The 14,165-nt window shown below is 38.1% G+C and carries 12 protein-coding genes; 2 read left to right on the forward strand and 10 right to left on the reverse strand.

Going from position 1 to position 14,165, the window contains the following annotated elements; translation table 11 throughout:
• A partial coding sequence (locus tag ABXH34_RS00040) for a GspE/PulE family protein (RefSeq protein WP_353569799.1) occupies positions 1–1,197 on the forward strand: 1,197 nt, incomplete at its 5' end.
• Positions 1,198–1,403: 206 nt separating this feature from the next.
• Here ABXH34_RS00040 and rimI read toward each other — a convergent pair.
• The 9 genes from rimI to ABXH34_RS00085 all read right to left on the reverse strand — a co-directional run bounded on the left by rimI (position 1,404) and on the right by ABXH34_RS00085 (position 8,674).
• Positions 1,404–1,871, reverse strand: coding sequence for a ribosomal protein S18-alanine N-acetyltransferase (gene rimI / locus ABXH34_RS00045; RefSeq protein ID WP_353569800.1), 468 nt, complete (start codon positions 1,869–1,871; stop codon positions 1,404–1,406).
• Positions 1,868–2,641 (reverse strand): uracil-DNA glycosylase, encoded by a 774-nt coding sequence (locus ABXH34_RS00050; protein WP_353569801.1) that lies wholly within the window; start codon positions 2,639–2,641, stop codon positions 1,868–1,870. Before ABXH34_RS00050 ends, rimI begins: the two co-directional genes overlap by 4 nt.
• 49 nt (positions 2,642–2,690) lie before the next feature.
• Positions 2,691–3,533 carry an ABC transporter permease gene (locus ABXH34_RS00055; protein ID WP_353569802.1) on the reverse strand — a complete coding sequence of 281 codons (843 nt, stop codon included), beginning with the start codon at positions 3,531–3,533 and terminating at the stop codon, positions 2,691–2,693.
• 2 nt (positions 3,534–3,535) lie between these two features.
• Positions 3,536–4,384 carry a quaternary amine ABC transporter ATP-binding protein gene (locus tag ABXH34_RS00060; RefSeq protein WP_353569803.1) on the reverse strand — a complete coding sequence of 283 codons (849 nt, stop codon included), beginning with the start codon at positions 4,382–4,384 and terminating at the stop codon, positions 3,536–3,538.
• 382 nt (positions 4,385–4,766) lie between these two features.
• Complete coding sequence (locus ABXH34_RS00065; protein WP_353569804.1) at positions 4,767–5,708, reverse strand: hypothetical protein; 942 nt, start codon at positions 5,706–5,708, stop codon at positions 4,767–4,769.
• 246 nt (positions 5,709–5,954) lie between these two features.
• Positions 5,955–6,398 carry a D-aminoacyl-tRNA deacylase gene (gene dtd / locus ABXH34_RS00070; protein WP_353569805.1) on the reverse strand — a complete coding sequence of 148 codons (444 nt, stop codon included), beginning with the start codon at positions 6,396–6,398 and terminating at the stop codon, positions 5,955–5,957.
• Positions 6,395–6,712 carry a c-type cytochrome gene (locus tag ABXH34_RS00075; RefSeq protein WP_353569806.1) on the reverse strand — a complete coding sequence of 106 codons (318 nt, stop codon included), beginning with the start codon at positions 6,710–6,712 and terminating at the stop codon, positions 6,395–6,397. The genes dtd and ABXH34_RS00075 overlap by 4 nt, the downstream gene beginning before the upstream one ends.
• Before the next feature lie 117 nt (positions 6,713–6,829).
• Positions 6,830–8,017 (reverse strand): alanine transaminase, encoded by a 1,188-nt coding sequence (alaC, locus tag ABXH34_RS00080; protein WP_353569807.1) that lies wholly within the window; start codon positions 8,015–8,017, stop codon positions 6,830–6,832.
• Positions 8,018–8,377: 360 nt separating this feature from the next.
• Positions 8,378–8,674: a hypothetical protein gene (locus ABXH34_RS00085; protein WP_353569808.1), complete on the reverse strand. Its 297-nt coding sequence runs from the start codon at positions 8,672–8,674 to the stop codon at positions 8,378–8,380.
• A gap of 251 nt (positions 8,675–8,925) precedes the next feature.
• Between ABXH34_RS00085 and ABXH34_RS00090 the strand changes: the two genes are divergently transcribed.
• Positions 8,926–9,144: a hypothetical protein gene (locus tag ABXH34_RS00090; protein WP_353569809.1), complete on the forward strand. Its 219-nt coding sequence runs from the start codon at positions 8,926–8,928 to the stop codon at positions 9,142–9,144.
• A 233-nt stretch (positions 9,145–9,377) separates the two neighbouring features.
• Here the strand turns inward: ABXH34_RS00090 and ABXH34_RS00095 are convergent, their stop codons facing one another.
• Positions 9,378–13,985: a M6 family metalloprotease domain-containing protein gene (locus tag ABXH34_RS00095; RefSeq protein WP_353569810.1), complete on the reverse strand. Its 4,608-nt coding sequence runs from the start codon at positions 13,983–13,985 to the stop codon at positions 9,378–9,380.
• Positions 13,986–14,165: the final 180 nt, after the last annotated feature.

Consider the following 14,165-nt stretch of genomic DNA (forward strand, 5'->3'; position numbering starts at 1 on the left):
AGTTTAGCCACCGCAGATGAGTATAGCCAACCACTAGTACGTTTAGTGGACGCATTACTGGCGGATGCAGTAAAACGTAATGCTTCAGATGTACATTTTGAACCAGAAAAAGGCTTTTTACGGATTCGGTATCGGATTGACGGGGTTTTACAACAAATTCGCAGTTTACATAAAAATTATTGGTCAGCGATTGCAGTACGTTTGAAAGTGATGACAGGTTTAAATATTGCCGAAACCAGAATTCCACAAGATGGTCGTATGACACTTACCTTGTCAGGACGGCAGATTGATTTTCGAGTATCAGTGCAACCTACGGTATATGGCGAAAATATTGTGTTGCGGATTTTGGACAGTCAACGCGGGATTATGGCGTTGGATCATTTAGGTTTGACGGATGAAAATTTGCAAACCTTGCAACTGATGATTGCCCGCCCTGAAGGTATGATTCTGATTACAGGGCCAACAGGTTCGGGAAAAACCACCACCCTGTATTCGATACTCAATCATTTAAATACTGAATTGGTCAATATTATGACCTTGGAAGACCCTGTAGAATATGTACTAGGCCAAGTGCGTCAAACGGCTGTTAATGAAGGAGTTAAGCTGGGTTTTGCTACGGGTATTCGTTCCATGATGCGACAAGACCCTGATATTATCCTCGTAGGTGAGATTCGTGATGAGGATACCGCAGAAATGGCGTTTCGGGCTGCAATGACAGGTCATCAAGTGTATTCAACCTTGCATACTAATACGGCAATTGGCGCAATTCCGCGTTTATCTGATATTGGTATTTATCCTGATATTATGGCAGAAAATATTATTGGCGTGATCGGACAGCGTTTAATCCGTATTTTATGTGAACATTGTAAACAGGAATATCAGCCAACAGAATTACATAAAACCCTACTTGATTGTGATACTCAGCAAGCATTGTCAGTTTATCATTCACAAGGCTGCGATGTGTGCCACAACCGTGGTTATAAAGGGCGTTTAGCATTAATGGAGATTTTACGGATTGATGAATCTTTTCAAGATTTAATTGCGCACAAAGCCACTACTTTTGATATTCGACAATATGCTAAAAAATCAGGTTTTCAAACTCTAGCTCAAGATGGGGTTCGACGTATTTTAGAAGGGCAAACCAGTTTAGAAGAAGTTTCACGGGTTGTTGACTTAACCAGCCGCTTTAGTAATTGAAAATAATGGCTATATTTTGAGGACAACAATTCTGAATATTCTATAAAATGCTGCTCAAGTGAGCCAGCATAATCTAAATTTGTTGGAGCTCAAAACGCAGATTACAGCATTACAGAACATCTGATATATTATAAAATAGACTTGATTTTAGCATTAGCCATATTAAAAGGTGATTAATGCAAAATTTGCCACTTAAAAAAGCTAAATCATAATGTTAAACCAAACATCAGTGCATTTTCTCGTCCTTTTTTAGTAGGATAATAATTGCGTCTGACCCCGATTTGATTAAAGCCTGTATGGTGATATAAATGGATCGCAGCTTCATTTGATGGACGTACTTCTAATAAAACTTCTTCCACCATCTTATTCCGAGCAACATCAAGCAAATAGTTTAATAAAATACGTCCATAACCGCCATTCTGACAATCAGGATGGACGCAAATATTTAACACATGCGCTTCCAATGGATGTGCAATTAACATCAAAGCATAACCAATTAAAACTTGATTATCTTCAATCACATAATTGTGATAGTTAGCTTTAAAACAATCCTGAAAAATGCGCTGATTCCATGGATAAAGATAAGCAACTGACTCGATAAGCATCACATCAGTTAAATCAGTTTTTAACATTGGACGTATAACTAATTGTGGTTGGGCTAAAACTGCACTCATAAACCTTGTTCTGTAATAATGTGTTTAATTAATTGTAAATCTTCCCACGCTTTACGCTTTTGTAAATTACTACGCAGCAAATAAGCAGGATGATACGTTGCCAGCACTCTAACGCCAGTATCTGCATAAGATAATTCTTGTTTTCGGCTTTGGTTGCGTAAAACGCCCATGGCTTTATCATTATCTAATAAAAATGTGGCAGCAATGCGACCCAGTGCAATAATTACCTTAGGTTGAATCAATGCAATTTGGCGTTTTAAAAAAGGCGTGCAGCACAGCTTTTCTTCAGCAATAGGATTACGATTTTCTGGCGGGCGGCATTTTAAAATATTGGCAATATAAATGTCTTCGCGTTGCAATTGGATTGCAAATAACATTTTATTCAATAATTGTCCTGCACGTCCCACAAAAGGTTCTCCTTGTTTATCCTCGTCCGCTCCAGGTGCTTCGCCGATAAATAAAATATCCGCATTGGGATTACCCACACCGAATACCGTTTGAGTTCGACTTTTATGCAAAGCACAGGCAGTACATTGTGCCACTTGCTGCTGTAATTCATCCCAGCCAATATTATCAACTTGGGGCTGTATAGGCGCGACGGGAATAACAGACTTTGTCTTATGTGAAAGCGTTTTTTTTGCGATAGAAGCAATTGATTTAGCTGGTGATACAGCAGGTTTAGGGGCAACGCGCTCAACAATGAGTTCACGTCTGACCCAGATATCAACCTCCATGGTACGCAAATAATCTTGCTGTAACTCGCTTAACATATCACCATCTCATTTAGCAGATCACTAGTTTAACATATTGCCTAAAAATTTAGGATTCATGAGATTTACCCAGCTTTTGGGTGATTCGGTCTAAAATGATGGCTAAAATCACAATCGCAATCCCTGCTTCAAACCCTTTTCCCGCCTGTAAACGTTGAATTGCAATCCAAACTTCTCGACCTAAACCCCCTGCTCCAATCATGGCTGCAATCACCACCATGGATAAGGCCAGCATAATGGTTTGATTGATACCTGCCATCATTGTGGGAATGGCGAGTGGAAGCTGTAATTTAAATAATTTTTGTAATTTTGTCGAACCAAAAGCATCGGCGGCTTCAACCAATTCTTCAGGTACTTGGCGAATACCTAAACAGGTTAAACGTATTGATGGCGGCATTGAAAACACAATAGTTGCAAAAATAGCGGATGCTGCACCAAGTCCAAAAAATGGAATTGCAGGAATTAAATACACAAAAGCAGGCATGGTTTGCATAAAATCTAAAAGAGGCATCACAATGCGATAAAACGTTTTTGATAACGCGGCTAAAATACCCAGAGGAATGGCAATTGAAATCGATAATAATGTTGCAAAAACAACCAGTGCCAAAGTTTCAATCATCGGCTCCCATAGTTGTAAGTTCCATATTAAACTTAAACCAAGTACAGTAAATAAACCCATACTTCGGCCTGCAATGCGCCATGCTAACAGGCTAAATACAATAATAATCACCCAAGGCGGCAATTCCAATAAGTGATCGATAACGAAATCAATGCTGCTCTCAGCCACGTCACTCATATATTTAGTAATAAAAGCAATATGCTGTTTTAAAAAAGTCAGCCCGTTATCAATCCAAATATCTAAGGGTAGTTTCGGTAATTCAGGAAATTCCATTATTATGCTGCTCCTTGTTTAGCTAAGATATTCAACATTTTGCTAGTATCTATCGTTTCAATGAATCGCTTAACATAGGCGTTTGCAGGCTGGGTTAAAATATCTGTTGCCGTACCCATTTGCACCACGCAGCCATCCTTCATAAGTACAATCCGATCGCCAATACGTAAGGCTTCGTCCAAATCATGGGTAATAAATACAATGGTTTTATGGACACGTTGTTGTAATGTAATGAGTTCTTGCTGCATATCGCGTCGGATCAGTGGGTCTAAAGCACTAAACGCCTCATCCATTAGCAAAATATCAGGTTCAATCGCCAACGCACGGGCTAAGCCGACACGTTGTTGCATCCCACCGCTGAGTTGATGTGGTTTTGCCTGTTCCCAGCCATCTAAACCGACCAGTTTTAATGTTTCGCGGGCTTTTTGTTCACGGGTAGCTTTATCTATATGTTGAATTTCTAAACCATAAGCGATATTTTGCAAAATATTACGATGTGGAAATAAGGCAAAATGTTGGAACACCATTCCAAATTGATGTCGCCGAATATTAAGCAGCTCTTTGTTTGAAACTTGAATAATATCTTGGTTATCAATTAATATCTTGCCAGAAGTGGGTTCAACTAAACGATTAATACAGCGAATTAAAGTGGATTTACCGCTGCCACTAAGTCCCATAATGACTAGGATTTCTCCTTGCTGTACATCAAAACTAACGTTTGCTAAACCAACGGCAAGTCCTGTTTTATTAAAAACATCATCTTTATTAAGTCCTTGAGCAAGTAAATCGAGAGCGCGTTGGGGGTGTTTGCCAAATATTTTAGAAAGGTTTTGAATTTGGATTTTGGGCATCAATTTGCTGATAGTTTGAATGAGGCTAAAATTCTAATTGATTGAATTTGAAAATACAAAATATTAGAGCAAACAATAGATATGGAATCGATAGAACGAAGTGAAACCTACCGAATAAAATGTTTAGGAAATGGCTGGAAAAGACCTTGTTATTCCTCCCTATATTTTGGATAAGCTATGTATAGTCGTTTTATTCTAAGATGATACAGGACTGGCAGTCCTTAGTTTTAAAAGTAATTGATATTTAAAGTTTTATAGGACTGCCAGTCCTAATACCCAAAACGAAATTGACTATAGAGAGAAATGTCAGGGATTCATGATTAATATGAAATAATCCGAAGCATTGATTGTATGAACCAAGACTGCTCCAGATATTGAAATACTACACATTCTGATGCGTATCATGCACGCTAGAATCAGATTCTAGCGTTGCTCTTTTAGCTACATAGCGATTTTCGATATTTAATTGTCCGTCAGAACGGATTTTGTGATACAAAAATAGTTGACGCGCTATAACAGTCACTTTTCTATCATTATCAGGATTTATACGATAAGTACGGGTTTTTATAGCAGATCCATCTTGTGCGGCCAAAATACATTTATCTTCCGCTAAAAAGGTTCGTGTATATTTTTTACCCTCTTTTTCATATTCCCATGTCCCAACAATATCATGCACCCCTTTTTCCTCTTTTTCAGATGTTCGGGTTGCAGTACAGGCTGCACCCAGCATTGATATGCCTTCTACAACTGCCTCATGAAATAAACGCAACTTACCATCAGCAAGCAGCTCATGGTATAAGTACAATTGTTGCGTTACTGTAATTTCCCTATCATTCATGATTTCATAGGGGTATTCCCAAATAATATCTTGGTTTTCTGATGACAGTCTGCACAGATTATCTTTTGTAAATGTGCGGTAAAAATCTTTACTATCTCGGGTATATTCCCATGAACCAATAATTCCATGTACGGTACTCTGTACACCTTGGGCATTATTCTGAGTATTGGAGGTTGCAGCAGCAATATTATCTGGCACTTCAGGTATTGCATATCGAGGTAATTTCTTTTTAGGCTGTGTATTTTTGCCATTCTCTGCTGGCTTTCTATATTGATCAAGAGCTTGTTTTATCTTGGGGTCTGTAATCAAATCAATATCCATTAAAAATTCTAGTGATTCAAGTCGCTCATCTGCATCATCAGAATTCAAGGACTCTTTGATTAAACGCGCCTGCGTTTGTTGGTCAGCTAATTTGGAATCAAAATAAAACTTTATAACTGCGGCTGCGGCAGTCAAAGCTAAAGTAATTGGTAATGCAGCACTCATAAAAACTCCTTAAACTCAATGATTCGGATATTTTTTAAGACACATAAATTATAAAAGAAGTCTGTGCTTATAATTTATGGAAATCTTTTTTTCTAAAATCAATCTAAAGTATTGTAATCTCTTAATTAAAAAAGACACAGTAGCTTCTCAATAGCCAAATCTCTGGCTTGAAACATCTTAATTTAAGATTATATATTGAAAATATATCGTAAACAATTGTATTTAAAAAAAGGAATTCATAGAGTGTTAGGCTGTTACTTGCAGCCAGAATGTGACAGGACCATCATTGGTTAAACTGACTTGCATGTCCGCACCGAATTGCCCTGTTTCGACAATGGCGTGTTGCTGTGTTGCTTGTTCACAAAAATAATTGAATAAAGCTAAACCTTGCTCTGGTGGTGCGGCGGGGGTAAAACTGGGGCGTGTGCCCTTACGCGTATCGGCGGGTAAAGTGAATTGTGGTATAAGCAACAATCCACCTTGAATATCATTGAGACTTAGATTCATTTTATCTTGCGCATCACTGAATACACGATAAGTTAACACCCGTTGTAATAATCGATCCGCTTGTTGTTGTGTATCGGCTTTTTCAACACCAAGCAACACCATCAGCCCTTGTTCAATTTGGCCAATGATTTGATTATCAACACTGACTTGTGCCTGAGTAACACGCTGCAATAAAGCGATCATTCGGATTCTTCTAAACCAAACTTGTAATAAGTTGTATTTAAATATTCAACTACTTGTGTGACTTCATCATCAAACCATTGTGCACCTGTATTCGTAGCACATGTCTGAACCCGACTTTTTAATCCTGCTAAATCTTCTACACTGCTTTCAACCTGATCTTCGCGAGTATAAATCTGTTCTGGTTTACCATTAGTCATCGAATCATGGCAAGATAAACAAGCCTTATCATGTAATTTTTGGCCGTCTGATATTTCTGCCGCTTGTACATATACGACTGCATTCATGAATAAACCGATTAAAAATAACCAACGCATATTGTTGACTCCATTGGCAAAAAAATAAGCCACTTTGAGATAGGGAGGATTGGCAGTCCTGTTAAACTAAAAGCAAATATCTGCAAATACTAGAACTGCCTGTCCTTATTTTTCAAACTATAATAAACCGTCTTTCCTAAACATATCTTTAATACCGCGAATAGCTTGACGGGTACGATGAGGATTTTCAATCAAGGCAATACGCACATGGTCATCACCATGACTACCAAAACCAATCCCAGGGGAAACTGCAATTTTTGCCTCAGATAACAGTTTTTTTGAGAATTCTAAAGAACCTAAATGTTGATAAGGTTCAGGGATTTTTGCCCATACAAACATAGTTGCTTTGGGTTTTTCAACCTTCCAGCCCGCTGCATTTAATCCATCACATAACACATCGCGACGTTCTTTATACATGTCACAAATTTGTTGGACACATTCTTGTGATTCTTCTAAAGCGGTAATCGCGGCGACTTGAATTGGGGTAAACATACCGTAATCAAGATAAGATTTAATCCGCGCTAAAGCCGCAATCAAAGTTGGATTACCACACATAAAGCCCACACGCCATCCGGGCATATTATAGCTTTTTGATAATGAGAAGGATTCGACAGCAATTTCTTTCGCGCCTTCTACTTCTAAAATAGACGGTGCTTTATAACCATCAAACACAATATCAGCATAGGCTAAATCATGAATCACCCACACTTCATGTTCACGGGCAATTTTGACTACTTTTTCGAAGAATTCCAAATCAACACATTGTGTGGTTGGATTTCCAGGGAAATTTAACACTAACATTTTTGGTCGTGGCCAAGATGAAGTGATGGCTTTTTCCAATTCTTCAAAAAAATCGATGTCTGGTACTAATGGCACATGACGAATATCTGCCCCCGCAATCACAAAACCATAAGGGTGAATCGGGTAGGCAGGATTAGGCACAAGCACGGAATCACCCGGCCCGACAGTGGCTAATGCCAAATGCGCAAGCCCTTCTTTTGAACCAATGGTGACGATGACTTCTTTATCATAGTCAAGTTCAACGTTATAGCGGTTGGCGTACCAATTGGCCATCGCTCGACGCAAACGCGGAATACCTCTGGAGGCAGAATAACGGTGTGTATCCTTACGACTGGCAGCTTCCACAAGCTTGTTGACAATGTGTTCTGGCGTGGGTTGGTCTGGATTTCCCATGCTAAAATCGATGATGTCTTCGCCTCGGGCTCGCGCTTCTTGTCTTAACTCTCCAACAATATTAAAAACATAGGGCGGTAAACGTTGTATGCGTTGGAATTCGTCTTTCAACTTTCAATCCTTTCAGTACTTAGGACAGGAATGGTTTTGGTGTGTGATTCCTGATGGTGTTTGTTGCATTGCATTAAGCTTCTTATATTAAAATGAAATGTGCTTTTTGTCATGAAAGAATTGCAGGTTTGTGCGAGTATTTTTAAAGTGAGTGTATAACGATGGATTGTTTTAAATTTATTAAAAATATCTTATGTTTGAATCTGCATTTTTATTTTCTGATTATTTGTGGCTTAGATTTGATTTTTTAGCAAAACAAAAAGACCCAGTATTGATAATCAATTGACTATGCAGAATCTCTGAACCCGACAAAAATTAAGGGACATGGAGAAATAGTTGTAAGTTATTGAGTTCAAAAAATTAAGCAATAATGGCTGCAAAATTCCAGCGCAGCTTATAGGCTTTAATGATGTCATTTTTCTTTGCGGCTAAAACAATGATAAAGCCTTCCTCTCCAAGCTTTTTGGCTTCAACACAAACGGTTTTCCCCCATACAGTCACCTGCTCTAAATAAAACACTTTGCCAATGGTTTGTCCCAAATCTTGCGAAATGTCGTACAAGCCATCATTACTTGATAACTGATTATTGTTCATTAAAATGTCTGCTTGTGCAATATTGGTCGCACCCACAAACAGCCATAGCGTTGTTACTCGCATAATTTATCCCCATACAAATTATGAAATTAATTCTACAACAGGACAGAATATAAGCAAGATAAATACCTTATTCTTTAAAAGAAGATAATCTTAACTTAGGGGCTAAACTTGGAATCCAATCATCAATAGAAATAATTAGGGAAACGATACATATTGATTTTAAGCGTTAGCTGTGGTTGGAATTCTGTGGGTAGCTGTCCTGCAATTGTAGGGCAGCTACTAAAAAGCTAGAAGCTGTCTATCCAGAAATCATGACCAAAATCCAGTTTGAGCTTTCTCCTAAACCCTCTAAAAAGGAAAAAGCCGCTCAAGGGAAAGCTGGTTTTGTTCCTGTTAAAGCGCGTTGGGTTGTCGAACGTTCCAATGCTTGGGTTGAACGCTGCAAATCCCTTGTGAAGAACTTTGAGCATAATCTCTTTCATGCTAATCAAAAACTCAAGCTTTGCTTTATTCGACTTCTCCTCAAATAGAAAATAAACCCCAGCATATAATCTCAAAACTCATCAGCGTGCATTTTCCCATGTAAAGAATCGGCAATATTCCAAAGTTGTTGACGTAAACGACGTAATTCTTCTTCTAACATAAGATAAGTAAACCAATGATGAAACAGGAACAGAATGATAAGTGGAAAAGGTAAGCAATACAAACAAAAAACGCCCACCATTCCAAAGAACAATGAGCATTTAAGAATTGCAAAAACTATTTAGTTTTTAGTGGTTTCTAGGCTTTCAAGAGTCGTATTTTCGTGCTCAACCCCTTCGCCTTTTTCAACACCATTATCAATTCTAACATCAGCCCCTAATCTAACATGACTGAGCTTTGCACCTTTCCGAATCCACGCTTTTACAATTAATGCAGGTTTTTTAGGATGACCTTTGATAGTGCCACGTAATACACCACCAATTAAAATAGTACCTTCTGCCAGTTCGACATCTTCAATATAGCCTAAAGTGTCAGCAATAATCGTTTCAACCACACCTGCTAAAATACCACCTGTGAGCAAATGACCTCTAAAACGAATATTTTTTAGTGTGCCATTATTGATGATTGTACCTGTAAATCTACCACCCTCAACAGTTGCACCCTCTTTAATTTCTGAGTCACTGACTGTGCCTTTAATTTTGGGCGTACTATTTAAAACAACATTAGATACACTTGCATCTTCTCTAATTGCAACACCTTCTGGCAGTTCAGCTCCATTACCTTTACAACCTGAAATGATATTAGTAGAGGTTTCTATGCTTGGGCAAATAGGTGCTTTGATTTTATCTTCTAAGAAGTTGCTTTCTTCTATAGGTGTCTCAATTGATGGTGGTTCAATAACTTTTGCTAGTTGAGTTGGTGCAAATTGTTTGGCAATCGCAAGACTGGTAACAATGCCATCAATGGTAAAGCTGTTTAATACATTACCTTGTATGTCAAAAATAATGATTTCAGAACCACCTACTGCGGCTGCAATTATTTCTGGGGTTTCATCACCTAAGATGTTGCCTGCTGCGATGATAACACCTGTATTACTATCAAACGCTGTGAAGCTGTAAAGCACAGAGCCATCCGCTGTAATCACTTCGATGTAACCACCATTACTTGCCGTTGCAACAACAATTTGATTAAAGCCTGCTACGGCAGCGTTAACACCAAAGCTTTCATTTTTGTCATCATCTTCATCAAGACAAGCTCCTGTTGAATCTTTAGGATGAGCAAGATGAGCATCTAACGCATTATTAGAGACAGAGATTGTTTCAAAAGAGTCTGTTTTATCATCATAATGACAAATGGTAACTTTACGATCATTATCATCCTCTTCGTCATCTTTTTCATTGTCGTCATCATCATCTTCATCATTATTTGGTTCTGCTGGTGGAGGAGAACAACTGCCTACTGTATCACCATGACCTAAATGACCTTTTAAAGCACTTTCTGCTACGCTAAGCTCTTTTCCTTTGTGGCAAATGGTGACTTTTTCATTTTTACGGATACCCCGTGAACGCAGCGTACTTGACTCAAAAACCGTGATGGTTTCACCGTCAATGCTAATTTCATTTGTGGTTTGTGAACCAATGATGGTTTCCAGTGTGGCATCACCTTTGACATTGGCTTGAATCAAAAACATATTGTTTGTCACTGCAATATCAGTTTTACCGCCTGTGACTTCGTAAGTAGCATCGTTTTGTACGGCAATTTCTTCGGTGCTATCCGCATCAATGTCTTTGGTGGCAACAATGGCTTCTGGAGTTGAAACAGAAATAGTCTGGAATTTCTCTCCTTGAGGGGAATAAACTAATACGCTGTTTTGATTTGTACCCACAACTATAGAATCAGAATCTTGCATACCGGTTTTATCTGAATAGGTTATCAAAGAAACTGAAGGTGAGTTAAGACTAAGAGTTATTATTTGAGATATATCAGTATATCCATCTTTAATAATACTAATTGGATATCGATCACCAAGAAAACCAGTTGCTTCCCAGTAGCCTGTACTATCAACAGTAGCAATTACTTCATTTCCTATTTTTATATTTGCTTCTACTAACGGTTGACTTGAATTATCAAATGAAAACCCATTCATACTAAACAGAAATGCAGAAGTTGCTGCTCCACCAGGGTCAACGATATTACCATCATCTCCTGTAGAATCTCCACGCTGATTATCATTAAGTGTAAACGTAACAGTTGCAACAGTTTCTCCATTAATATTAGAAGAAGCAAAATTTGGATCATTAGAAGGAACTAATGTCCAAGGGTTTCCAATAGCTCCTCCTGGGGTTTCAGGTCCATGTTTACGAAACTCTCTTTCACTTATATCAGAACTACCATGATAGTAGAGTATTACATCAGCAGTTTCACATGGAATTTCAAAACTTATAAGTCCTTGGGGATAGTCATAAGAAAAATCAGTTCGGCTACTATTGTAAAATATCCCACTTCCTACTTGACTATCTTCATGAAGTAAACGTACATTTTGGACGGCGCAAGTATCAGGACTTACCTCTAAAGTAATATAAGTACCATCTACAGGGTTTGGCATTGATATAATATTTATTTGATCTCTATCAGGTGTACCATCATCATTAAAATCATTATTAATTAACTTTAAATAGCGATATAAGAATACAGCCATTTGAGCACGGGTAACAGGGTCTGATGGACCGTATCGTCTTGGAGTGCCTTTATAGCCACTTGTTATACCTAGTCTATATATTTCTTCAATATGAGGAAAAAAAGAGTTTGTATCTAATACATCAATAAATATATTTTGATAAGGATATTGCGGAATATAATTATTTCCATAGATTAGGCGAGTTAAGAATGCTGCTGTTTGTTCTCTATTCACTATGCCTTCAGGACTAAAGGAATCATTTCCAACACCATTTGTAATGCCCATGCGAGAAATAGACTCTATTTCTTGTATAGCCCATTCCCAAAGTACGGGGTCAACATCAACAAAGGTATTTTCAATATCTTGTAATGCACTACTCTCAAGAGCTTGGTGAATAGCTATTCGGGATAGAAAAACTGCCATTTCTGCTCTATTTATTTCATCATCAGGGCAAAATCTAGGGGGAGTCTGATCTCCACAACCTGTCGTTAATCCCATATCAAATAAATACTCAATTGCTGGGTATGCCCAGTAAGATGTAGGAACATCTGTAAAACTAGTTGTTTCTGATAAAAATGTCAAAAAATCTGCACTCATTCGTTCACTTGATGCTGATATATCTGTAATTTCAACACTAGATAAAGTTCCCATATAACCATACCTAGAACTTTCAGGTTCTGAGCGAGAACCAAAATAGGAGTTACTCCAAAGATCAGTTTGTTGTGTTCCATTTCCTCCTTTTTCTTCATTGTCAGCTTCCATTAAGTCAACTTTTCTATGTTGATTATTATTGCATATAGCAAAATGGGCATTTGAACCACTACATGCAATAGAGTTATGGTGTTTATCTACATGATTTGTACGCACCCTATCATCAATATGCCATATAGCCAACCCCCCATTAAAATTGTCTCCCAAGTGTCTTTCTAAACCCTCATCAAACCCAAGAGGTTGTCTATTCTCAACTAAGAAATATTCTTGTGGTTCATCTGTTTCCAGTTTAAATACTGAATTTGCAGTTGTTGCGTTTGATGAACCAGCTGCAACAATTTCTGTAACTCCAGAGGGAATCATTTCATCAACCCAGCCGAGATGGTACCTTGCCCAAGCCGAAGGTAAAATCGGACTTTCTCCAATAAATGTTTGGGCTGTAGTTCTCCCCCAACCACCTCCACTCATTAACCCCCAGCCACCAATACCTTTAGATGATCTATCTAAATCATATAAATCAGGTAAACCAAAGATTAAGTGTCCCAATTCATGAGCCATAATTCCAATGGTGGCACGGTGATCCCCATTACAACTATGTATTTCACCAAAAGCTGCATACCTTGATATTGTAATCCCATCAACAGTAAATGAGTTCAATCCTCCCCTATGTCCCCATATACTTGGTGTTCCTCCTGCACCACAAGAGGCTTCGTATCCAGCTGCAATAATCACAATGGCTAACTCTTCCACTTCAAGAATGTCATTATTGTCTCCATTATTCTCTTCATAATCGGAAAAATCTATATAACCATCGTTAAAAACAGCAGTAATTGCATCCTGAATCATATTATCAATAGTAGGATCATTTAAGTTATCTTGAGTATCAGGGTGTTCAATTGGTAGGGAAATACGAATAACTCCGTTGCCATTTATGCCCGCGTCGATTACCCCATCACCATCTTCATCACGTTCATCAATATCATTTACTCGACTGAGAGTTATCCTGTTGTAGGATGCCTGTGAATAATAATCAATAACATCGCCCAAAGCCATTGCAAAATCAGCCTCAGTATAAGTGGCTAACTGTGATGTTGCAGATATACCTGTATCAAATTCAACAAAAATAAAAAGTACTGGGCGGTTATTATCTGTTTTTGAGCGTACAGCACGGCGAGTATTTTCAAATTTATTAATAGTATCTAAACTAAGCTGCTGAGGAGGGTATGTGAATGTGGGACGTAAATTTTTATTTATTTCTGGTAGTGGAGGCAAATGTGCGTAATAACTACTTAAAATAGGAGCTTTGTCATTAAAATCTAAAACATAATACCAGTACTCGTCAGTACCCTTACTAATGGTATAGCCATGTATGTTTTGAATCCAGTGATTCCATTCATCTCCTATTGTTTTAGCTTCGAACACTAAGCCATTAGGTTGTTCAAACTCAAAAAAGATACCTGCTGAGGGTGCTGCTAATACATTTTGATGTATTAATAGCACGGTAGGTTGGGTTGACGAAGGAAGCCCAACAAAACAATATGCCACGATATAAAAAATATAACTTAATGTGATTTTGATAACATTGGGCTTCGTACCTCAGCCCAACCTACGGATATTACGGATACGGCTTTATCTTTCGCCATAACCTAAATCTTGTTCAATGGCTTCACCCCAATCTGG

Origin of the sequence: Candidatus Albibeggiatoa sp. nov. BB20 (assembly GCA_016744725.1) — a bacterium.
Classification (GTDB): Bacteria; Pseudomonadota; Gammaproteobacteria; order Beggiatoales; family Beggiatoaceae; genus Albibeggiatoa.

Excerpts from the sequence above, each read along its gene's own strand:
- rimI (WP_353569800.1), bottom strand. The coding sequence starts at position 1,871 with ATGAGTGCAGTTTTAGCCCAACCACAATTAGTTATACGTCCAATGTTA.
- ABXH34_RS00075 (WP_353569806.1), bottom strand. The coding sequence starts at position 6,712 with ATGCGTTGGTTATTTTTAATCGGTTTATTCATGAATGCAGTCGTATAT.
- ABXH34_RS00085 (WP_353569808.1), bottom strand. The coding sequence starts at position 8,674 with ATGCGAGTAACAACGCTATGGCTGTTTGTGGGTGCGACCAATATTGCA.
- dtd (WP_353569805.1), bottom strand. The coding sequence starts at position 6,398 with ATGATCGCTTTATTGCAGCGTGTTACTCAGGCACAAGTCAGTGTTGAT.
- ABXH34_RS00090 (WP_353569809.1), top strand. The coding sequence starts at position 8,926 with ATGACCAAAATCCAGTTTGAGCTTTCTCCTAAACCCTCTAAAAAGGAA.
- ABXH34_RS00065 (WP_353569804.1), bottom strand. The coding sequence starts at position 5,708 with ATGAGTGCTGCATTACCAATTACTTTAGCTTTGACTGCCGCAGCCGCA.
- ABXH34_RS00060 (WP_353569803.1), bottom strand. The coding sequence starts at position 4,384 with ATGCCCAAAATCCAAATTCAAAACCTTTCTAAAATATTTGGCAAACAC.
- ABXH34_RS00050 (WP_353569801.1), bottom strand. The coding sequence starts at position 2,641 with ATGTTAAGCGAGTTACAGCAAGATTATTTGCGTACCATGGAGGTTGAT.
- ABXH34_RS00055 (WP_353569802.1), bottom strand. The coding sequence starts at position 3,533 with ATGGAATTTCCTGAATTACCGAAACTACCCTTAGATATTTGGATTGAT.